At 73.0% G+C, this 20,159-nt stretch carries 18 protein-coding genes and 1 pseudogene; 14 read left to right on the top strand and 5 right to left on the bottom strand.

Going from position 1 to position 20,159, the window contains the following annotated elements; all coding sequences use genetic code 11:
• Positions 1 to 171 precede the first annotated feature (171 nt).
• Both ACIQTO_RS33795 and ACIQTO_RS33800 read left to right on the top strand, forming a co-directional pair.
• Positions 172 to 846, top strand: coding sequence for a ScbR family autoregulator-binding transcription factor (locus ACIQTO_RS33795; protein WP_402396278.1), 675 nt, complete (start codon positions 172 to 174; stop codon positions 844 to 846).
• 481 nt (positions 847 to 1,327) lie between these two features.
• Positions 1,328 to 1,966, top strand: coding sequence for a ScbR family autoregulator-binding transcription factor (locus ACIQTO_RS33800; protein ID WP_402396280.1), 639 nt, complete (start codon positions 1,328 to 1,330; stop codon positions 1,964 to 1,966).
• A gap of 180 nt (positions 1,967 to 2,146) precedes the next feature.
• On the opposite strand, the gene ACIQTO_RS33805 is transcribed toward ACIQTO_RS33800, so the two are convergent.
• Complete coding sequence (locus ACIQTO_RS33805; RefSeq protein ID WP_402396283.1) at positions 2,147 to 2,992, bottom strand: hypothetical protein; 846 nt, start codon at positions 2,990 to 2,992, stop codon at positions 2,147 to 2,149.
• A 210-nt stretch (positions 2,993 to 3,202) separates the two neighbouring features.
• Here ACIQTO_RS33805 and ACIQTO_RS33810 point away from each other — a divergent pair, with 210 nt between their 5' ends.
• Positions 3,203 to 4,447 carry an MFS transporter gene (locus ACIQTO_RS33810; protein ID WP_402396286.1) on the top strand — a complete coding sequence of 415 codons (1,245 nt, stop codon included), beginning with the start codon at positions 3,203 to 3,205 and terminating at the stop codon, positions 4,445 to 4,447.
• Positions 4,448 to 4,508: 61 nt separating this feature from the next.
• Here ACIQTO_RS33810 and ACIQTO_RS33815 read toward each other — a convergent pair whose 3' ends face one another.
• Positions 4,509 to 4,940: a hypothetical protein gene (locus ACIQTO_RS33815; protein WP_402396288.1), complete on the bottom strand. Its 432-nt coding sequence runs from the start codon at positions 4,938 to 4,940 to the stop codon at positions 4,509 to 4,511.
• A gap of 42 nt (positions 4,941 to 4,982) precedes the next feature.
• A complete protein-coding gene (locus ACIQTO_RS33820; RefSeq protein WP_402396291.1) occupies positions 4,983 to 6,287 on the bottom strand; it encodes a phytanoyl-CoA dioxygenase family protein in 1,305 nt (434 codons plus the stop codon).
• Between the two features lie 251 nt (positions 6,288 to 6,538).
• On the opposite strand from ACIQTO_RS33820, the gene ACIQTO_RS33825 reads away from it, so the two are divergent.
• The 5 genes and pseudogenes from ACIQTO_RS33825 to ACIQTO_RS33845 all read left to right on the top strand — a co-directional run bounded on the left by ACIQTO_RS33825 (position 6,539) and on the right by ACIQTO_RS33845 (position 10,780).
• Positions 6,539 to 6,979 carry a hypothetical protein gene (locus ACIQTO_RS33825; protein WP_402396294.1) on the top strand — a complete coding sequence of 147 codons (441 nt, stop codon included), beginning with the start codon at positions 6,539 to 6,541 and terminating at the stop codon, positions 6,977 to 6,979.
• Positions 6,980 to 7,855: a tetratricopeptide repeat protein gene (locus ACIQTO_RS33830; protein WP_402396297.1), complete on the top strand. Its 876-nt coding sequence runs from the start codon at positions 6,980 to 6,982 to the stop codon at positions 7,853 to 7,855.
• Positions 7,856 to 8,375: 520 nt separating this feature from the next.
• Positions 8,376 to 8,642: pseudogene (locus ACIQTO_RS33835) on the top strand (BRCT domain-containing protein); the annotation flags it as partial.
• Positions 8,643 to 9,099: 457 nt separating this feature from the next.
• Positions 9,100 to 9,975: a putative protein N(5)-glutamine methyltransferase gene (locus ACIQTO_RS33840; RefSeq protein ID WP_402396300.1), complete on the top strand. Its 876-nt coding sequence runs from the start codon at positions 9,100 to 9,102 to the stop codon at positions 9,973 to 9,975.
• The gene (locus tag ACIQTO_RS33845) at positions 9,965 to 10,780 is read left to right on the top strand and encodes a GNAT family N-acetyltransferase (protein ID WP_402396419.1); all 816 of its coding nucleotides are present in this window, start codon (positions 9,965 to 9,967) and stop codon (positions 10,778 to 10,780) included. Before ACIQTO_RS33840 ends, ACIQTO_RS33845 begins: the two co-directional genes overlap by 11 nt.
• Before the next feature lie 357 nt (positions 10,781 to 11,137).
• Here ACIQTO_RS33845 and ACIQTO_RS33850 read toward each other — a convergent pair whose 3' ends face one another.
• Positions 11,138 to 11,725, bottom strand: a complete 588-nt coding sequence (locus tag ACIQTO_RS33850; protein WP_402396302.1) for an AAA family ATPase — start codon at positions 11,723 to 11,725, stop codon at positions 11,138 to 11,140.
• A gap of 394 nt (positions 11,726 to 12,119) precedes the next feature.
• Between ACIQTO_RS33850 and ACIQTO_RS33855 the strand changes: the two genes are divergently transcribed.
• Together ACIQTO_RS33855 and ACIQTO_RS33860 are read left to right on the top strand one after the other, a co-directional pair.
• Positions 12,120 to 13,703: an MFS transporter gene (locus tag ACIQTO_RS33855; protein WP_402396304.1), complete on the top strand. Its 1,584-nt coding sequence runs from the start codon at positions 12,120 to 12,122 to the stop codon at positions 13,701 to 13,703.
• A gap of 257 nt (positions 13,704 to 13,960) precedes the next feature.
• Positions 13,961 to 14,143 carry a hypothetical protein gene (locus ACIQTO_RS33860; RefSeq protein ID WP_402396422.1) on the top strand — a complete coding sequence of 61 codons (183 nt, stop codon included), beginning with the start codon at positions 13,961 to 13,963 and terminating at the stop codon, positions 14,141 to 14,143.
• A gap of 308 nt (positions 14,144 to 14,451) precedes the next feature.
• On the opposite strand, the gene ACIQTO_RS33865 is transcribed toward ACIQTO_RS33860, so the two are convergent.
• Positions 14,452 to 15,096 (bottom strand): hypothetical protein, encoded by a 645-nt coding sequence (locus tag ACIQTO_RS33865; RefSeq protein ID WP_402396307.1) that lies wholly within the window; start codon positions 15,094 to 15,096, stop codon positions 14,452 to 14,454.
• A gap of 353 nt (positions 15,097 to 15,449) precedes the next feature.
• Between ACIQTO_RS33865 and ACIQTO_RS33870 the strand changes: the two genes are divergently transcribed.
• From ACIQTO_RS33870 to ACIQTO_RS33885, 4 genes are all read left to right on the top strand, one after another.
• Entirely contained in the window at positions 15,450 to 16,901 is a 1,452-nt protein-coding gene (locus ACIQTO_RS33870) for a DUF4331 domain-containing protein (protein WP_402396310.1), read from the top strand.
• On the top strand, positions 16,898 to 18,205 hold the full coding sequence (locus tag ACIQTO_RS33875; protein ID WP_402396313.1) for a tetratricopeptide repeat protein: 1,308 nt from the start codon (positions 16,898 to 16,900) through the stop codon (positions 18,203 to 18,205). The genes ACIQTO_RS33870 and ACIQTO_RS33875 overlap by 4 nt, the downstream gene beginning before the upstream one ends.
• Before the next feature lie 276 nt (positions 18,206 to 18,481).
• Positions 18,482 to 19,009: a type I-E CRISPR-associated protein Cas5/CasD gene (locus ACIQTO_RS33880; RefSeq protein WP_402396315.1), complete on the top strand. Its 528-nt coding sequence runs from the start codon at positions 18,482 to 18,484 to the stop codon at positions 19,007 to 19,009.
• A gap of 237 nt (positions 19,010 to 19,246) precedes the next feature.
• On the top strand, positions 19,247 to 20,122 hold the full coding sequence (locus ACIQTO_RS33885) for an NmrA family transcriptional regulator (RefSeq protein ID WP_402396317.1): 876 nt from the start codon (positions 19,247 to 19,249) through the stop codon (positions 20,120 to 20,122).
• Positions 20,123 to 20,159: the final 37 nt, after the last annotated feature.

The following is a 20,159-nucleotide window of genomic DNA, read 5'->3' on the forward strand; positions in this document are numbered from 1 at the left end:
CTCGACATCTCGAAGCGTGGAGAACGGCCGCCTCCGCCGTCCCGGGAAGAACCGCAGATCAGCAGGTCGGGTGACGTGCGAGGTTAAACGAAAAGTTAAGATACGGGCTGTCTGGTTTTGTTCGATCGGTGCGGTGGGCGGGGTGGTCGTGTGGTGCGGCAGGAGCGGGCGGTGCGGACGCGCCGGCTGATTCTGGAGGCGGCGGCATCGGTGTTCGACGAATGCGGGTACGAGGCGGCGACGATCGGCGAGGTGGTGGCCCGGGCCGGCGTCACCCGCGGGGCGGTCTACTTCCACTTCGCGTCCAAGCGGGACCTCGCACAGGGGGTGGTGGAGGAACAGTTCGCGCCGGATTCCGTGCCGGAACGGGCTTGCAGGCTGCAGGAGTTCGTCGACACCGGCATGGTGGTGGCGCATCTGATGCCGCGTGACACGCTGCTGAGCGCGGGCGCCCGGCTGTCGTTGGGCCAGGACGGCATCGGGGATCCGGGCGGGGGCGCCGTCCCCGGGTGGGTCGCCAGGTTCGAGGCGCTGCTGACGGCGGCGGGGCAGCGCGGCGAACTGCTGCCCCATGTGGTGCCGGCCGATACGGCCTGGCTGGTGACGGCGGCCTGGGCGGGAGTGCAGATCCAGTCGCAGAAGCTCTCCGGTCGTGCGGACCTGGAACGGCGGATCGCGGGCCTCTTCCAGCACGTTCTCCCGAGCGTGGCGGTGCCGGGCGTGCTGGCCTCCTTGGAGATGGACGCCGACCGTGGCGCGCGGGTGGTCGCCGAGGTGGCCGCGGCCCGCGCCGCCGCCGGCCGGGCCGACGGCGAGCACACGCCGGCCGGGTCCCCCGTCCGCTGACATCCCGCCCCGACCGCAGGCCTTCCGGCCCGGGTGTCGCCGGATCGAAAGCGGCAGTCATAAACCGAACAGCTCGTCCGGTTTATGAACCGACAAACCGCTCGTCCCGTTTCCCACGAAGCCGGGCGGCTCCGGCGCGGGCGGGTCATCCGGACGATGCGCGCCGCACGGCGCCGAGGCGGCGTGCGCAGGCCTGCCCGCCCGCCGGACCGGCCGTCCCCGCAAACCAATGTGCCAAGGATGCGTCGGCAGATCACCGCAGGGGTTACCTGGTGACCATCAGTCACGGCATCGTCGACGCGCGGGAGTTCGACCGATCGGTGGGTGCCGACTGCGGATCCTCGGGGGACGGGTGTTCCACCGACGGGTCGGCGGCGGCCCGGCGCGGACCGGGGTGGCTCCGGCGGAGCGGGTGACGAACGGCACGGGCCGCCGTGCCGGTCCTGGCGAGGTGCGGGCGTGAGGAGTGGAGGGCCGGTTGGTGCAGGAGAGATCGGAGCGGACGCGCGGGCGTCTGGTCGCGGCGGGAGCGGAACTGTTCGACCGATCCGGCTACGCGGGCGCGACGCTCGCGGACATCGCCGCGGCGGCGGGGGTGACGAAGGGCGCGCTGTACTTCCACTTCAGCTCGAAGGAGGAGCTGGCGCGGGCGGTGGTCGAGCACGCCGAGGGGGTGCTGCGGACCGCCTGCTGCGCGCTGCGGGCGGAATCCTCGTCGGTGCAGGCACTGATCGACGCGGGCTACTGGCTGGTGGCGGTGCTGGAGTCGGACCCGGTGGTCCGGGCGGCGTTCCGGCTGGGCCGGGAGGAAGGGGCCTGGCAGGGCGGGGACGGGCCGGTCGCCGGGGTCCGGGGCTTCCAAGGGGTCTGGGCGGGCGCCGTCCGGGAGCTGCTGGCCGGCGCCCGCCGGGCGGGCGAGCTGCGCGACCGCTCGGGCGGGGTGGGGCCGGAGTCCCTGCTGATCGCCGCAGCCTGCGGGCTGGAGGTGCTGGGCGGCGCCGCGCGCGACCGGAAGGAGCTGGCCGACCGCCTGCAGTCGTTCTGGGACTGGCTGCTGCCCTGTCTGGTGCCCTCGGAAGCGGTCGGCTCCTATCGCACGGTGGCGCCACCGGCCGGCTGACCGCCGGTCCGGCGGATCTCGGGCCCGGCGGATCTCGGTGCGGGCCCGGAGGACCCCTGAGTGGTCCGGCCGGCCCCGGCGTCCGCCGGGCCCGGGGCCTCGCGCCCACCGGCCGGATGTCAGTGCCCGGAGCCGAAGCGGTCCCGCCCGTCGGCCCGCGCCGATCAACGCAAGGCAGGGTCAGTGCTCGCCGGAGCCGCCGGGCATGGCGCTGGTCTGGGCTGGGCCGGTGAGCGCGGTGCGGAGCAACTGGGCCAGGGCTCCGGCGGAGGGCCGGCGCACTGGCCCAGTCGCGAGCCCTGCCGACAGTGCGTCTTCGAAGGCTGGGAACGGCCAGGGCCGGACGGTGGCGAGTTCGTGCTGCCGGCCGGCGGCGGTGTCGGCCAGCAGTTCGGGCCGGCGGCCCTGCGGGTCGCGGTAGTCAGTGGGCGGCGTGCGGGTCCAGGACCAGAACAGCGAGGCGGCCAGCGACCACACGTCGGCCTCGGGTGTGGTGGTGATGTGGTCGGTCGTGTCGAGGATCAGGGCGGCGGTCTCGGGGGCGGTGGTGTGAGCCAGGCCACCGCGATGGACGTAGAACGGCACCGACACGGGCCCTTGGGCACAAGCCAGGTCGATGATTCGTACGGTCTGGTCCTCGAAGACGAGGTGGTCGGGCTGGAGGTCGCCGTGGATCCAGCCGGCGGCGTGCAGCTCGGCGAGTGCTTCGGCTGCCTTGGCGGCGGCCGTGAGGATCGCCCGGTGCCCGGCGGGGGTGTCGCCGCCGCGGTGGGCGGGTTCCAGCGCGCCCCAGAGGCTGGTGCCGTCGATCCAGCGCATGGCGAGCCAGGAGCCGCCTGCGTGCTGGCCGTGGGCCCGGTAGTGGGCGGCGCCGAGGGCGGCCAGGACTTCGCCCTCGCGGCCGGCCATCAGGCCGTCGGTGATCTTCAGGGCGGTGTCGCCGACCTTGAAGAAGGTCGTGCCGCGTCGCTCGTGGAGCAACTTCGGGTCGCCGTCCAGGCCGAGCTCGGTGATCAGGGGGTGCACGGAAGTCCTTCCGGGAGGGCCCGGTCCTGGGGGCCGGTGCCCAGCCTGCCGGAGTTCGGCGCCGGGCGCGAGTGAGGGGTGCGGTGCCTGGCGGCGGGATGCCGCGCTCGGGGCGCCTGCGTCGGGCGATCTTCAAGTTGCCCTAGGGTGTGGGGAGTTCCCGGTGGCATCTGCCTGCCGGGACTTCGTGCTTCCGGGCGGAGTTGGATCATGCGATACGTGCGGTTGCTGCGGCGCGGGCCGGTGCTCCTGCTGTGGGGAGCACAGACAGCGTCGGTGTTCGGTGACCGCCTGTACGCGATGGCCGTGATGTGGATGGCGTGGGAGCACGCGGGCGCCGGCGCGATGGGCCTCGTGGCCGTCGCGGAGTCCGTGCCGTACATCGTGCTCGGCACCGTCGGGCGCCGGGGCATGGACCGGTTCGCGTCCCTGCGGGCGCTGGCCGCCGTGGACGCGGCGCGGCTGGTCTTGGTGGCGGGGCTGCCGTGGGCGTGGTCGCAGTTCGACACGGTGGGGCTGGTCGCCTCGGCCGCCCTGCTGGGGGTCGGCGGGGCTCTGTTCGACCCGAACCTCGGCGCGATGGTGCCGGACCTGGTCGAGCGGGAGGAGGTCCAGGCGGTCAGCGGCCTGATGGACCTGACTGGCCGGATCGCCCGCGTCGCCGGTCCCGGGGCCGCCGGGCTGCTGCTGGCGGTGATGCCGCTGGCCGGGCTGTTCTGGACGGACGCGGCGACGTTCGCCGTGTCGGCGCTCGCCCTGGTGGTGCTGGGCCGGCTCCGTCGGCCGGTGCCTGCCCAGGTGGCGCCCGGGGCGAGCGCGGCGGGGGTGCGGCCGAGCGCCTGGTCGCTGGTGCGGACCCACCCGGACACCGCTCTGGTGCTGGCCGTCCACGGGCTGGGGATCTTCGCCGGGGCGGTGGCTCTGGCGATGCCCGCCCTGCTGACCGCCCGCCTGGACGCCGGGGCCGCCGCCTACGCGGCGGTGCTGGCCGGTACCGGCGTGGGAGCGCTGACGGGCAACCTGGTGGCAGGGAACGTCCGCCTGCCCGGTCCGCTGCCAGCGCTCTACTGCGGGGCGTGGGCGGTGTCCGGGCTGGTGCTGGCGGCCACCGGACTGGCGGAGTCGCTGGCGGTGCTGCTGGTGCTGTCGGTGGTGTCCGGCGCGGTGTCGCCGTTCCTGCAGATCGCGCTGTCCACGCACTTCGCGCTGTTCCCTCCGGCCGCTCGTAGGCGGCTGTTGACGGTGGACCTGGCCGTCATCCGCACCTGCGGGACGGTCTCGATGCTGTTCGTTCCGGCGCTGGCGGCCACCGATCCGAGGGTCGGGTTCCTGGGCGCTGGCCTGGCGGTCGCGGCGTTGGCCAGTGCGGGCGCCGTGCTGGTGCTGGGGTGGTCGCGCACCCGCAGGCCGCTGCCGGTGGCCGAGCAGGTGTCCGAGCTGGCGGCCCGGGACTGACCCCGGCAGCGGGCCGGGCCCCGCGGCACGGGGCCCGGCCGGTGTGCTGGTGGTGCTCAGGTCAGCTGGTGATCAGCTGCCAGTGGGTGACGGTGATGTCCTCCAGCGGGATCCCGAGGTCCTCGTAGATCCGCTGGTGCATGGCGCCGAACCAGGCGTCGCGCCGGTCGTCGAAGAACGCCCGGTCGTACCAGGCGACGCCGAGCAGGACGGTGCCGCCGCCGTTCGGGTTGCCGGGCTCGGCCTCCCAGTAGGTGCACTGCCAGTCCCAGAGCATCAGCTCCTCGGGGCGGTTGCGCAGGCGCTCGTCGGACTCGCGCAGGGACTGGATGCACCGCTCGGCGGTGGCCGCGTCGGGGCAGTAGTAGGTGCAGTCGGACTTGGCGATGGGGGTCTTGTCGGCGCGGCGGGCCGCGTCGGCGTCCTCCCCGACCAGGACGCGCACCCGGGTCACCAGCTTGTTGCTGGTGCCGAGGTCTTCGAGGATGCTCACCGTTGTGCTCCTCTCGATGGGGCTGGGTTTCCTTGGGTGGTGCTACCAGCCGGTCCCGGAGACCGGGGCCGGGCTGGGGCTCTGGGGGTCGCGGCGGCGAATGGCGCCGGGGGCGACGTAGCGGATGTTCAGGCCGACGCGGGCGCCGCAGGTGGTGTTCGTGCCGGAACGGTGCAGCAGTCGGCTGTCCATCAGCAGGGCGGATCCGGCGGGCAGTGGCAGGGCGGTGGTGGTGTCGGCGGTGAAGCCGGTGGCCTCGTCAGCCCGGCCGCGCTCCGCGCCGGCCTCGGCTTCGGAGGAGTACGGCAGGTAGCCGAAGCGCTGGGAGCCGGGGACGGCGTGCAGGCAGCCGTTGTCCACGGTGGCGTCGCTGACGGCGAGCCAGGCGGAGACCGCGCGGTCGGGGTCGAGTTCGACGCGGGCGTCGATGCCGTCCTGGTGCCAGGGGATCTCGAAGGTGCGGTGGGGCCACTTCACGACCAGGAAGGTGTTCTGCACCGCGACGTCGGGGCCGATGAGGGCTTGGACGGCGGCCAGCAGCGTCGGGGCCCGCACCGCTGCCCGTGCCCACTCCTCATCCAGGTGGGGGTTGCGGGTGATCTCCTCACGGCGGGCGCGGTGGGCGGCGGTGATCTGTGCGGCGCGGGCGTGGGCGGCACCGGGGGTGGACCACGTCACGCCGGTCTTGAGGCCGCGGTGGCCGAGGACGCCGTCGGTAGTGGTCACGCTGGTCATCGGAGCATCTCCCTTCGGGCGGGATGGTGGTCGGCCTAGGCGGTGGTGCGAGGCCAAGAACTCCCGGGTGCACACACGGGTATCCGGGGGCTTGCCGGGACGCGGGAGGGCGCGAAGAGCGGCCCGCACCGCACGGCGGGATGTGGAGAGGATCTGGCGCCGGGTCACGGATTGGGTGGGGATGGCCAGCTCGGCCCAGACCCGCTTGCCCCGCGCAGTCCACTCGGCGCCGTGGCTGGTCGCCGGCTTCCCGATCAGCAGCATTCCCCGGCCGGCCTCCTCGTCGGGGGCGGCGGTGCGGGCTCGGGGCATGGTGGAAGAGCCGTCGTAGACCTCCACCAAGGCCCGCCCCCGGGCCGGGTCGGCGTAGAGGCCGACGGTCAGCAGCGGGTGCTGGGAGTGGCGGACGGCGTTGGTCACCAGCTCGGCGGTGATCGTGTCGAGGGCGAGTTGGGAGTCCTGGTCGAGCCGGATGCCCCAGCTGACGACCCGGGTGCGGACTCTGCGGCGGGCGCGGGGAACGGAGACGGGATCTCGGGTGAAGATGAACGCTGCGGTGTGCACGGCCACGGTGAGGAACCCTTCGGCGTTGCTCGGGGCGGCACCGGCCATCGCGCAAGCGCGGTCGGCTGGGAGGCGTCGCGTCCGAATCCGGGACACCCCGGGGGGTGGGTGTGTTCGGCCTGGTCAGCCGCCTGGTGCCGGATCCTGTTCTCGACTCCGGCGACTGACTCTCAGTCAACAGTCGTGCACGGTGACGAAGAAGGTGCCAGGGTGTAGGCCAGATGTCGGCCAGTTGTGGGCCGGTGTCGGCCAGTTGCAGACCGCCGGGTGGCCGAGGGGGCGCCGTGCCAGGGGAAGCCGTGACGGTCGCAGACCTGATCAGGACCACGCGCAGCAGAAAGGGCTGGTCACAACCCCGGCTCGGCCGGGAACTGGGCCAAGCCGAAGGCAAGGGCGGTACCGGGCCCGGACGCGACCAGGTCTCCCGTTGGGAGCGCGGCGGGCGCATCCCGAAGTACTGGATGCCCTACCTCATCGACGTCCTGGGCCTCGATCTGGCGGAAGTGGGTGACGGGCAGCCAACTGGGCAGGCGGAGCGCCCATCTGGCGATACCGTGGATTCCGTCATCGAGTTGAGCCGGAGGGACGTGGTGGATCGCCGGGGTTTCGTCGCCGCCTCCAGCGCGTACGCGCTCGCGGCCCTGGGTCTGCCCGACCCTGACGCCGTCCTGCGTCGGGTGCGGGTCAGGTCCGGCGGCAAGGTCAACGTCGGGCGGGGCGAGGTCGCCGCGATCCGGTAGATGTCCAAGTCGCTCGGCGACGCCGCGTCCGAGCTGGGCGGCGGACACGCGCGCCACCTCGCGGTCCGCTACCTCCACGAAGACGTCGCCCTCTGGCTGGACGGCACCTGGACCGAGGCGGTCGGCCGTGAGCTGTTCGCCGCCACCGCGCAACTCGTCCACCTGGCCGGGTGGATGGCCCAGGACGAGGGCAACCAGGACGCCGCCCAGCAGTACTACGCGCACTCCTTCCGCCTGGCCAGCGAGGCAGGAGACCCGGAACTCGCCGCGACCGCGCTGCGGGGCCTCGCGGTGCAGGCGATCGACCTCGGCTTCCGGCCCACAGCGGTCCGGATATCCGAACAGTGCGTCGACCAGGCCAAGGGCATCGACGACCCCCGGGCGGTCGCCTACTACCAGGCCACCCTGGCGAACGCCGCTGCCCTCGACGGCGACCGCCGCACCGCCACCGGCTCGCTTGCCGCCTCCCAGACCGCCATCGAACGGGCAACCGGCGCCCCGGGTGAATCGTGGGCCTCGCACTACAGCATCGGCCGGTGGGCGCACGAAGCCGGCATGATCCTCGCCCAGCTTGGCGACTACACAAGTGCCCAGGACCACCTGCACCACGCTCTCGACATCCACGGCCTCGACCGCCGCCGCACCCGCGCGATCGTCCTCGCCGACCTCGGCACCGTACGCCTCCGCCAGGACGACGTTGACGGCGCTCTCACGTCCTGGAACGACTTCCTCGACTGCGCGGACGGCATCCGCTCAGTCAAGGTCCAGGACGCCGTCCACGACATGCGGGCCCGCCTCTACAAGCTCCGCGACGTCCCAGGCGTCGAAGAGCTCGATGATCGGGCTGCCGCCATCGAGGAGCCCCTGGGAGCTTGACCGCCAAATCCGCACGGGAAGTACTGCCGGGGGCCGCGACTCAAGCTTTGGGTACCTGAAGCTTTCAGACGCTTACATCGGCAAGAATCTTCTGCCGCATGTCCGCGGTATTCGTTATGACCACGTTGGCTCTTCGGGCGCAACGACTTTGATCTCCCTTGCCTGGGAGCTGGACATCTTTGAGTTGGCCTACGAGGAAGGTCGACGTCACTCCGGGTTTCTGATGGTAGACAGCCCACAGAAGAATCTCGCCCCAGAGACTCAGATCGACTCGGGGACGGCAGAGCACGGCGACGACGACGGATTTGTTGGGGAGGCGATCGTCCGAAGGATCTACCGTCACTTGAGCCTCTGGCTCGGCGGCCCCGGAGCCGGCGCCCAAGTCATCCTGGTGGACAACGTCCCGCCGCCTTCCGTCGAGGGGGATGTCGTCGGACGCTTCGGCGGCACCGCCGTCACCGTGCCGACCGCGCCCGCCGCGCCCGCCGGGGCCGCCGACGGTGCGGAGCCGCAGGCGGCGGGCAGTGCGGCGGGCGGCCCGCTGGCCGGTGAGAGCGTCGTCGTCACCGGAGCGATGACCGGGCCGCTGGCCGAGCTCTCCCGCAACGCGGTGAACGAGTTGATCGAGCGGGCGGGCGGCAAGGCCTCCTCCTCCGTCTCCAAGCGGACCACCCTGCTGGTCGCCGGGGAGAAGGCCGGCTCCAAGCGGGCCAAGGCCGAGGAGCTGGGGATCCGGATCCTCACCCCGGGGGAGTTCGCCGCCCTGGTCGCCGACCACCTCGGTTGAGCAGCGGTCACGCGGAGGGGGCGGCCGGTCGGGAGTCACCGCCGGCTCGGGCCGGCGGCCCGAAGGAGCGCGGCACGCCGCCGATGTCGAGGAGCACGGCGTCGATGGCGCGGAGCACGGAGTCGAACGGCGGTTCGCCGGGCCGGCCGGAGGTGGTCGTCGCACCTGGACATCAGGCCGGGAGCAGGCCCGCCGCCGGTGCCCTCCGTGCTCGGAGCGTGCGGTAGGGTGGCGGCGCCGAATAGGACCACAAACCTCGGGAGGTGAGACCCATTACCGGTACGACGGAGCGGGTGCTCCCCGGGAACGGCTGTGAAGGCGTGGCGCCGAGCGCGTAGCGGCGCTCTGCCGGTACGGCGACGGTCCCTCTCGGGGAGCCCTGGCGGATCGATCTTTCGCCTGCTTTCTTGATGGGGTTCTCTTGTCTGTTGTCTCTTCAGCGCTGTTGCGTTCCTCGGTGACCTCCCGCCTCCGGGCGGCCGGTTGTGTGTTCGCCGAGGACGAGGCGCGCATCCTGCTCGACGCCGCCGCCACTCCCGCCGAACTCGCGGAGATGGTGCGCTCCCGTGCGCAGGGCCACCCGCTGGAGCACGTGGTCGGCCGGGCGGAGTTCGGGGGTCTGCGGATCTCCGTGGACGCGGGGGTCTTCGTGCCCCGGCGCCGCAGTGAGTTCCTGGTCGAGACGGCGCTCGGGCGGACGCCCGCACACGCCGTGGTGGTCGACCTCTGCTGCGGCAGCGGCGCCCTGGCCGCCGCCCTCGCGGCGGGGGCGGGCCACCCGGTCGAGGTGTACGCGGCGGACATCGACCCGGCCGCCGTCCGGTGCGCCCGCCGCAACCTGGCCGCGGTGGAGGGCCAGGTGTTCGAGGGCGACCTGTTCCAGCCGCTGCCCGCCGCACTGCGCGGCCGGGTCGACGTCCTGCTGGCGAACGTGCCCTACGTACCGACCGCCGACATCGCGCTGCTGCCCGCCGAAGCCCGGATACACGAGGCGCGCCCGGCTCTGGACGGCGGCGCCGACGGGCTGGACGTGCTGCGCCGGGTGGCCGAGGAGGCGCCCCGGTGGCTGGCCCCGGGCGGGGCGTTGTTCTTCGAGACCAGTGAACGCCAGGTGCCCGAGGCCCTCGCCGTCGTCGGCGCGGCCGGGCTGACCGGCGCCGTCTCCTCCTGCCCCGACCGCGACGCGACCGCGGTGACGGCGACGCGACCGCGCCGGCCCTGGTCGGCCGGGGTGCCTGAGACTCGTCCTCAGGCACCCCGGCCGGCTCCGCGGAATTCCGATTGCCTCGCCGCCCCCGGGATGGTGGAGTACCCGCATGAATGTGGATCATGAGAAGTTGCTGGCCCTGCTGGATTCCCGGATGCGCCGCGGCGCCGCGCCCGGGACCCCTGCCGCCCGCGTCGAGCACACCTCGGCCGTGGTGCGCCAGAGCGGCCCCGACAGCGTGTGGAACGGCATCCTCTGGTCGGACCTCGACGCCGCCGGTGCCGACGAGGCGATCGCCGAGCAGGTCCGCCACTACGCCGGCCTCGGCCAGGACTTCGAGTGGACCCTGTACGGCCACGACCGCCCGGCCGACCTCGCCGACCGCCTGACCGCCGCCGGCTTCACCCCGGAAGAGCCGGAGACCCTGATGGTCGCCGACATCGCCGACCTCACCCGCCGGATGGCCGGCACGGGGGAGCCGGCCGGGATCGAGCTGCGCGAGGTCACCGACGAGGCCGGTGTCGCCCAGGTCGTCGCCGTCCACGACGAGGCCTTCGGCACCGACGGCACCCGGCTGGGCCGACGCGTTCTGGCCCAGCTCGCCGAGAGCCCGGAGACCCTCCGGGTCCACCTCGCCGTCGCCCACCACGAGGGCCGGGAGATCCCGGTGAGCGCGGCACGGCTGGAGCTGTACCCCGGCACGGGCTTCGCGGGACTCTGGGGCGGCGGAACGCTGGCCGCCTGGCGCGGCCGCGGTGTCTACCGGGCACTGGTCGCCCACCGGGCCCGGATCGCCGCCGAACTCGGCTACGAGTACCTCCGGGTCGACGCCTCCGACCAGAGCCGCCCGATCCTGGAACGGCTGGGCTTCGCCGTCCTGACCACCATGACCCCGTACCAGTACGAGCGAGGGTCCCGGACGGCCTCGTGACCCCGCTCGTGGCACGAGCTGCCGGCCGGGCGGAGACACGCCGCTCCGGCAGGACGCGGCGGCAGCCACCGCACGGGAACCGGCAGCCGCGCCTTCCGCGGTGACCCGGGAACGAGAGGTGAAGGCGAGCACTTCGCGCGACGACCGGTGGCCGGGAGGCGAGCGGGAAGGATCCGCCTCGCGCGGGTGCTGCCGTTGGTCCCGACTTCCCTCCACGGCAGGCCGCAGCATGCCTGGCGGCGAAAGCTCGCTGCCGGGCTCACCCAACAGCGCCGGGGCGTCGCTTCGGTGCGGGGAGGACGGACCCGGGTGTGCGGGAGGCGGCAGGACTCGGTGCCGGTCCGGAGGGAGCCATCGTCAAGACCCGTGGATCGTGGACCGGTCGTCAGTGGCCGACCGGGCGGCGTGCGTGGCGAATTCGATGATCCGGACCAGGGGCGGTTTCCAGCCCTGTGTGGTGTCCACGACCAGGCAGGGGACGTCGAGCGCGATCGGAACCCACGACTCGATCGGCTGGTTCCCCTCGGCGATGCGGTGCAGGAGATCGGCGTCCGCGTGAACGGCGCGCGAGGGCACTTCGGCGGCTCGGCGGATGATCCGCGCGCGGGCGAGTCCGGGGTCGACGACGCAGCGCACGACGCGGATGTCGGCCAGGTGCGCGAGCGGTGTCAGGCCCGGTCGCCAGAGGCGGTCCTGGAAGGCCGCCTCTGCCACCAGGCTCGTTCCCGATGTCAGGAACTCACCGATGGTACGGAAGAACACCTCCAGCGTCTTCAGGTCCAGGTGATGATCGGTGGGATCGGCCCCGGCGGTGGCCATCCGCTCCTTGATCTCGTCACGGCAGACCGCCGGCCAGCCGAGCGCGGCGGCCAGAGCGTGCGCCAGCGTCGTCTTGCCCGCCCCGGGCGGCCCACTGACGACGACCAGTGTCGGGCGTCGCGTCATGCCGCCGCCTCCCGCTCGGCCAGGACGCCGTTCTCGAACCGGGCACCCCTGCGGACGATCTCGTCGATCAGGGGGCCGGGCCGGGTGGAGCCGTCGTCGGTGACTACGCCGAGCACGGGCGTACCTTCCCGGCCCGCGGCGCGGGCCTACTCGGTGACCATCAGCGGGCCTACGCGGTGACCATCGAAGGATCATTCGGGAAAGGTACCCCCCTCCGGGTGTCCTCCCGGAGCCGATCCACAGGTCCTGAGCCTTGCCCGGCCTGGCTCGCCGCCCCCGGTTCGCAGGGCCGTTCGGGTGATGCGCGGCGTGTGGCGGCGGGAGCGGTGTCGGGTGGGCCCGGATAGTGGGCAGGTCCGTTCGGCACGGGGCCGGGCGCAGGAGGGAGCGGACCATGACCGGAACGTCCGGGGCGCCGGACGGGGGGTACTCCCCGCGGCGGTGGACCGCGATGACCGGGATGTGTGTCGCGGCCGGCATGGTCTGGTTGTCCTTCGCGGACTTCGGGGTCGCGGTTCCGACGATCTCGGACGAACTGTCGGTCTCGCTGCCCGCCCTGCAGTGGGCCAACAACGCCTTCAGCCTCTCCACCGGTGCCCTGGTGCTCGCGGCCGGGAAGCTGGGCGACGTGTTCGGGCGCAAGCGGATGCTGGAGCTCGGCCTGGTGCTCCTGGGCGTGACCTCCCTGCTGACGGCGTTCACGCCGGGGGTGACCGGGATGATCGCCGGGCGGGCCGCGATGGGCGTCGGCGCGGCACTGATCCTGCCCGCCACCCTGGCACTGATCCCGCCGATGTTCCCGCCTGCGGAGCAGCCGCGTGCGTTCGGGGCCTGGATGGCGGTGGCCTGGGTCGGTCAGGCCGCCGGACCGGCCGTCGGCGGGGTACTGACGGGCCTGGCCGGCTGGCGGTCGACGTTCTGGATCAACGCCCCGCTGGCCGTGGTCGCCTGGTGGCTGGTGCGCCGGTCGGCCGTGGAGTCCACCGACCCGAACGCCACCCGGCACATCGACCTGACCGGCCTGGTCATCAGCGCCGCCGCCGCGTTCTGTCTGCTCTACGGCTGCACGGCCGGTCAGGAGGACGGCTTCACCGATCCGGTGATCATCGGTCTGCTGGTCGGGTCCGTCGTCCTGGCGGTGCTGTTCGTGCTGGTGGAGCGGCGGGTCGCGGATCCGCTGCTCGACCTGCGGCTGTTCGCCTCGCGACCGTTCGACGGCGCGCTCGCCGCGAACTCCGTCATGAACATCGTCTTCGCCGGCGTGAGCTTCCTGCTCACGCTCTACCTCCAGGAGGTGCGCGGCTACGGCCCGGTCGCGGCCGGGCTGCTGTTGCTGCCCTCCACGGTGACGATCCTGCTGTTCAACCCGTTCGGCGGGCGGGTGGCGGCCCGGCGCGGAGCGCGGCTCCCGGTGGCCGTCGGGCTGTTCCTGCTGGGCATCGGCACCCTGGTGGCCGCCGTGATCGGCGACACCTACCACTACGCGATCCTGGCCACCGGGCTGCTGGTGCTCGGCGCCGGCCTCGGGCTGATGTCCGTCCCGCTGTCCGACACCGCGGTGGCCGGCCCGCCGGAGGAACTGGCCGGGACCGCCTCCGGGATGTTCAAGGTCACCAGCATGCTGGGCGGCGCCTTCGGGGTCGCCGTGACGGTGGCGGTCCAGCAGGCCGTGGAGACCAACCAGGCGATCAGCCGGGCGAAGGCGGCCGGACTGTCGGAGGCCGACGCCCAGCAACTGGGCAACGCGGTCACGGACTCCAAGCTCGCCGACCAGATCCTCTCCTCGGTCGACCAATCGACGGCGGACGCGATCAACGCGGCCTTCCGCGAGGTTCAGGCGGTCGGCACCGGCCGCGCGATCGGCCTGGCCGGCCTGCTCGCGGTGGTGGCGGCGCTGGCCCTGCCACTGGTGTGGCGACAGCGGGCGGGGCACCGGGAGCCCTCGGTGGCGGGGGAGGAGCAGATGGAGAAGCGGTAGCGGACCGGCGGCGGGGCAGGCGGCTCGCCATCGGCCGACGCGTCGAAGCAGGCCGCGTCGCGGGTGCCTTCCGGTTCGCCCCCACACGCCTCGTGGCTCTGTTCGGTCTGACGTACTGACAGACCACCGCGCGGCATTCTTCGTGGGCCGGTGACCGGGCCGAACTCAGCGCCCGACGGCCAGCTGGGCGCCGGCGCGGCGGAGCCGGTGGGCGGCGGCGGTGCGGGTGGCGCACCGGCGGCCCCGAACAGCCCGTCCTGCTCTTCCACGGCACCGGCGACACCGTCGTGCCGTATGCCACCAGCGCCGAGTTCGCCCGCGACCGGCCCGACAAGGTCACCCTCGTCACCGTCGAAGGAGCGAGCCACACCGGCGCCTGGAACGCCGATCCCGACGCCTACGGCAAGGAACTCGCCGCCTTCCTCGCACAGCACACCTGACGGCGCACCCGGGCATCTCGCAGAGTGGAGCCGGCCGACGGCAGAACCACTGGATGAGCCGGCTGCCGTTGGTGGCCTTGGGCAGAGGCCGAGGCACTTGCCGGAGGGGACGTTCCGGATCTCGTGGGTGACCGGGTTCCACCACCACTTCTGTCCCGCTGGTCGGAGCGTCGCGGCAGGGCGATGACCTCCGCCGCGACGCCTCCAACTACTCACCTAAAGAACCCAGTTCATCCGATGTGGTACCGGCAGCGAACCGCCGAAGACCACTCCTGACCAGACCCCGCACACCACCTCACAAAGCACTACTACTTGGTGGGCACGTAATCGAAGCGGGGCGTGAGGGTGCCGAACATCGAGTCGGCCTTGAGAGCCTTGCCGAAGAACTTCTCGGTCAGCGCGGCGGCGTCCTCTGTGACATGGAACGGCACCCTGTCCAGGGTGAAACCGGTGAAGGTGGGCCGGCCGTTGGCGAGTACCTCGGCCGGGGTGGTGTAGGCGATCAGCGTTTCCTTGCTGACCTCCTGGGTGTTCGTCTTGACCCCAGCCGAGTAGCCGGGCTGGGGCATCACCCGGATCCAGGTGGCCTGCAGCTCGACGAAGGTGCTGCTGCTGTTCTGGGTGAGCGTGATGCCGCCCGGGTAGTAGATCCGGCCCTTGTCGTCCAGGTGGTCACCGGCGGCCGAGCCGATCGGCATGTCGAATCCGTAGCCGTCCGCGTCCAGGGTGAACGGTTCGATCGCGCCCAGCTTGATGCCGTTGGCATCCAGCCATGACTTGGTGGTCTCACTGACCCGGACGCTGGCGCTGCCCCAGGGCGAGATGTAGAGCCCGGGATCCCGCTGCGCCGCTCGGAAGGTCGGCGCGGCGGCCTGAGCGGCCGGAGCGAGGGCGATCGGCGTGGCCAGCGCGAGGGTGGTGGCGGCGATGGCGAGCTTGCGGAGGATACGCACGGTGGTACTCCAAGGAGGGGCGGGGCGGGAGGCAGAGAATGCCGGAGGAGAGGCCGAGCGGGCCGCGTCAGGGAACCGGTCGGCGCTGATCAGTGGATGTGCTCGAAGATTAGCGGCCGGAAACGGCGATCCGTGCACGCATCACACCCGAAGACACTGCCCCCCAGCAGAAGTTGGGCCGGATGGGGGAACTGCACGACTCACCCGGGGAAGTCGGCGGATGTCGGGCACGAGAAGATCCACTCGGGCCTAGGGTTGCCCTGGCCGTCCGCGCAACGGGCCACCTTTCGCTGTCCAACGTCTTTTCTTTCGAGGGCACTTGGGCAGGTCACCCCGCGATCCCTGGAGCCGCGATGTCCGCCGGTGCCCACCGCCCGAGCCGCCGAGTGTTTCTCGGCAGCACCGTCACCATCCTGGCTGCCGCCTCGCTGGGTGGCCCGCTGCTCGGCCGCAGTCAGGCCGGTGGTCACTTCGACTCGCCCGCCGTGCTGGCCGACGGGCAGGCGAACCTCACTGATGTGTACGCCTTCACCAGCCCGGACGACCACGACCGGGTGACCCTCGTGGTCGATGTCCAGCCCGGCCAGCTCCCGGGCTCCGGGCCGCTGAACTACCCCTTCGCCACCCGGGCCAGGTACGAGCTGCACGTCGACGGCCAGGGCACCGGACGGCCGGACACCACCTACCGGTGGACCTTCCGGAACGAGGACCGGCGGCTGTTCGGCGCCGGCCCGATCGCGGTCGGCCCCGTGCGCTCGCTCCAGGACAGCGCGCTGCTGTTCAAGCAGCGCTACACCCTGGAGCGGATCAGGAACGGCCGGACCGAGACGCTGATCTCCGACGGCACCGCCGCGCCCACCCACACCGGCCTGGCCCTGATGCCCGACTACGCGGCGCTGCGCAGCGAGGCCACCCGCACCCTGCCAGGCGGCGGCCGGACCCTGGCTGGCCAGATCGCCGAGCCGTTCGTCGCCGACAGCCGGGTGTTCGGCCTCTTCACGGCCGGCACCGTCGGCCCGGTGCCCGGCGCGCTGCCCGCCGCCGGACCGCTCTCGGCGCTCAACGTCAGCGCCCTGGTGCTCCAACTCCCCAAGCGCGAACTCGCCCTGAACGGCGACCCGGAGCGCAATCCGGTGGTCGGCGTCTGGGCCACCGTCTCCCGTGAGGGCGCCGACCTCGCCAGGGACCTTCGGACCCAGGCAGCGAGCTTCCGGCAGGTCGCCCGGCTGGGCAGCCCGCACATCGTGTTCGCGCTCTGGGGCACCTTCGCCGGGCTCTCCCAGCCGGGCGGGCCGGAGGACCGGTTCAACGCCCGCCCGGCCGACCTCGACGCGCAGGACGAGGAGTTCCTGGCCGCCGCACTCGACCCCGCACCGCCGCGCCGGATCGAGGCGGCCCAGGGGTTCGCCGCCCCGGCCGGACCGCGCACCGACGTCCGGGCGCTGTTCCTCAGCGGCTTCGGCAAGGACAACGGATCGCGCTTCGGCATCGACCTGAACACCCAGGCGATGAACGCGGACGCCGACCCGGCCGCCCTGCGCTGGGCCGACCAACTGCGGCTCAACCTCACCACCCCGGTGAGCCCCGCCCCCCATCCGTACGGCGTGCTGGAGCGGGACCTCCAGGGCTACCCCAACGGGCGGCGGCTGAACGACGAGATCGACGTGCCGCTGCTGCGGATGCTGGAGGGCGAGCCCTCCGAGCGCTCGGCGGCGCACCTGCTGCCGCCGCCCTCCTTCGACTGGCAGCCCAAGCCGGCCTCCGACACCTTCCCGTACGTCAACCTGCCGCACGCGGGCCCGTGATCCGTCATCAGGGGCCGGCGGGAGCGATCGGTGGCGGACTGCTGGTGCTGGCCTGCGCGGCCGGACTGCTGGCCGTCGGGTCGAGCGGTCCGGCCGGGCGCCCGGGCGGCGTCCCGGTGCCGCTCCCGCCCCCGTCGGCCGACCGGCTCGCCGCTGCCCGGCAGGTTGCCGGGCAGCGGCCGGCGGACGCCACCGCCTGGGCAGAGCTGGGCATCGCCGCAGTGGACCGGGCCAGGTCCTCTCTGGACGGCGGGCTGCTGGACGAGGCCGGCCGGGCGCTGGCCCGTTCCCTCGTCCTGCGCCCCGAGCGCAACCACGAGGCCCTGGTCGGCTCCGGCATGCTCGCCAACGCCCGTCACGAGTTCGACACCGCACGGGGGTTCGGGCAGCGGGCGACCGCGATGGCCCCCGACCGCGCCGCCGGATACGCGGTACTGGCCGACGCCGAGCTCCAGCTCGGCCACCTGCCCGCCGCCACCGCGGCCACCCAACGCCTGCTTGACCTCGCTCCCACCACGGCCGCGTACACCCGGGCCTCGTACGACCTGGAGACGCACGGACGGACGGCGGAGGCGGTGCTCGCGCTGGAGCGGGCCCTTGAGCTGGCGGTCACTCCGGGCGAACGGGCCTTCAGCGCACACCGGCTGGGCGATCTGAACTGGGAGCAGGGCCGGCCGGAGCCGGCCGAGCAGTACTACCGGCAGGCGCTCGCGGCGCAGCCCGACGACCACTTCGCTGCCTTCGGTCTGGCCCGATCCGCCGCCGCGCTCGGCCGGACCGACGAGGCGCTGGGCCGGTACGCGGACCTGGTGGCCCGGATGCCGCAACCGCAGTTCCTGCTGGAATACGCCGAGTTGCTGCTCGCCATGGGCCACCAGGGCGAGGCCGCAGCCCAGTTGGCCACGCTGGGCGCCGAAGTCCGGCTCGCGACCGGGCCGCTCGACCTCCAGCTGGCCCGCTACCTGGCCGACCACGGCGATCCGGCCGAGGCGGTCCGGCTGCTGACCGAGGAGTGGCAGCGGCGGCAGAGCCCGCTGGTCGCGGAGGAGCTGGCCTGGGCCCTGCACCGTGCGGGGCGAGATCAGGAGGCGCTGCCGCATGCCCGGTTCGCGGCCACGCCGGGCGGTGCCGGGGCGCTCGGCGCATACCGCCGCGGCGTGATCGAGCACGCCCTCGGACTGCCCGGCGCGGCCAAGCTGCTCAACGAGGCGCTGAGTCGCAACCCGTACTTCTCGCCCCGGTATGCCACGCACGCACAGGAACTGCTGGGGGCCAGCCGCACTGGAGCGGCTCCACGCCACTAGAGTCAATACCGGTGATTTGGGTGGTATTTCGCCTGGTCGGGCCGGTTTTGGTTGGTCCGACCAGGGAGACAGGGGGGCATCGGGTCGGGGTGGGCCGAGGTGCTCGGTGCGTTTGAGTGCCCCGTTGGACATCTTGCGTTTGACGCGGGGGTTGGTGCGCAACTGCCTTGGGGGCAGCAGTCGTTCGTGGATCTCACATGGAGCCTGGGTGAGTGCTCTCGTGAGCCCCGTGGACGAGAACCCCGGTTGGTCGCAGGTGAGGTGAGCCGCCACGCCATGATCACCGAACGCTGGTACCTGTCCGACGCGGCCTTCCTGGTCGGCCTCCAGCACTCCGACCGTGCCCTCCTCGAACGGATCGCCCGCGCACTGGAGCACCCGAAGCGCCTGCTCCGGCTGGGCCGCAAATCGTGCCCGCCCTCGGGCGACCTCTTCGTCGGCATCGCCCCGGGCACCCTGTCGGAGGTCTTCGAGACCCGGGCGTTGCTCCCGTCGGCTGACGACGAGCCGCCGCCGGCCGGACCCGGTGGGCCTGGATCGAGAGCCCGCACCCGCTGCCGGGCGTCGGGCCGGTCCGCGACCAGCCCGAGAGATTCCTCGCGAGCGGCCCCGTCCACCGGCAGCGCAGGTTCGCCCGCCGCCTCCAGCCGGCCGGCGAACCTGCGGTGGCCCCGGACGGCGTGGTCCGGCTCGGCGTCGACTCGGACATGGAACGGCCGGCCCTCCGCATCCTGCCGAAGGTCTCCAGCCAAGGCCCCCACCGCGGCCTGCTCATCAGCCGGGCCGAGATCCGCGGCACCCTGACCGTCACGGACCCACAGGCAGGCGCAGAAGCCGTAGCGGACAGTGGACGGGCGCCGGGCGGCTCGCCGTCCGGGGCGGCCGGTGTGTCCAGGCGCAGTGCGGTCACCGGTGTCCGGTGGAGCCGGCCGTGCCGACCCCCGAGCCGTTCCGCGCGTCGGAGCCGGGTTGGACGCTCGGACATGGAGCTGAGCTCGACGACGATGGCTCCCCGGGGCGGGGCGGACTTGACTGGGTGCCATGACGGATGACGCGCAGGACACCGGAACCACCCAGCAGGCCCCGAAGCCCCGGACCCCCGCCGGGGCCGGCTCGCTCGTCCTGGTGACCGGGGGGACGGGCAAGACCGGCCGGCGGGTGGCCGAGCGCCTGACCGCCCGCGGGCGGGCAGTGCGGATCGGCTCGCGCGACGCCCCGGTCCCGTTCGACTGGCACGAGCGGTCCACCTGGGAGCCCGCGCTGGAGGAGGTCACGGCGGCCTACCTCTCCTACTACCCGGACCTCGCCTTCCCGGGCGCGGTCGAGACGGTCGGCGCCTTCGCCCGGCTGGCGGCCGAGGCCGGGGTGGAGCGGCTGGTGCTGCTCTCCGGCCGGGGCGAGGAAGCCGCCCAGGAGGCCGAGCGGGTGGTGGCGGCGGCGGGCGCGGAGTGGACCGTCGTGCGGTGCGCCTGGTTCGCCCAGAACTTCGACGAGGGATTCTTCCTCGACCCGGTGCTGGCCGGGGAGCTGACGCTGCCCACCGGGGACGCCGTCGAACCGTTCGTCCACGCGGACGACATCGCGGACGTCGCGGTGGCAGCGCTGACCGAGGACGGTCACCACGGGGAGGTCTACGAGTTGACGGGGCCTCGGCTGCTCTCCTTCGCCGACGTCGCGGCGGAGTTGTCCACGGCGAGCGGGCGCGAGATCCGCTTCACCGCGGTCACCGTCGAGGAGTACCGCGCGGTGCTGGCCGCGGCGGGCCTGCCGGGCGACTTCGCGGACCTGTTCACCATGATTCTCGACGGCCGCAACGCCCGTCCGGCGGACGGGGTCCGGCGGGCGCTGGGCCGCGCGCCGAGGGACTTCACGGAGTACGCCCGTGAAGCGGCGGCCTCGGGCGTCTGGAAGGTCTGACCCGGTCCGGGCCCGCCGGGCGCCCGGAGCACGCCCT

This window comes from Kitasatospora sp. NPDC091207 (genome assembly GCF_044768625.1).
In the GTDB taxonomy this organism is placed as follows: Bacteria; Actinomycetota; Actinomycetes; order Streptomycetales; family Streptomycetaceae; genus Kitasatospora.

Excerpts from the sequence above, each read along its gene's own strand:
- ACIQTO_RS33830 (WP_402396297.1), top strand. The coding sequence starts at position 6,980 with ATGTCCAAGTCGCTCGGCGACGCCGCGTCCGAGCTGGGCGGCGGACAC.
- ACIQTO_RS33855 (WP_402396304.1), top strand. The coding sequence starts at position 12,120 with ATGACCGGAACGTCCGGGGCGCCGGACGGGGGGTACTCCCCGCGGCGG.
- ACIQTO_RS33820 (WP_402396291.1), bottom strand. The coding sequence starts at position 6,287 with ATGGCCGGTGCCGCCCCGAGCAACGCCGAAGGGTTCCTCACCGTGGCC.
- ACIQTO_RS33870 (WP_402396310.1), top strand. The coding sequence starts at position 15,450 with ATGTCCGCCGGTGCCCACCGCCCGAGCCGCCGAGTGTTTCTCGGCAGC.
- ACIQTO_RS33810 (WP_402396286.1), top strand. The coding sequence starts at position 3,203 with ATGCGATACGTGCGGTTGCTGCGGCGCGGGCCGGTGCTCCTGCTGTGG.
- ACIQTO_RS33850 (WP_402396302.1), bottom strand. The coding sequence starts at position 11,725 with ATGACGCGACGCCCGACACTGGTCGTCGTCAGTGGGCCGCCCGGGGCG.
- ACIQTO_RS33880 (WP_402396315.1), top strand. The coding sequence starts at position 18,482 with ATGATCACCGAACGCTGGTACCTGTCCGACGCGGCCTTCCTGGTCGGC.
- ACIQTO_RS33885 (WP_402396317.1), top strand. The coding sequence starts at position 19,247 with ATGACGGATGACGCGCAGGACACCGGAACCACCCAGCAGGCCCCGAAG.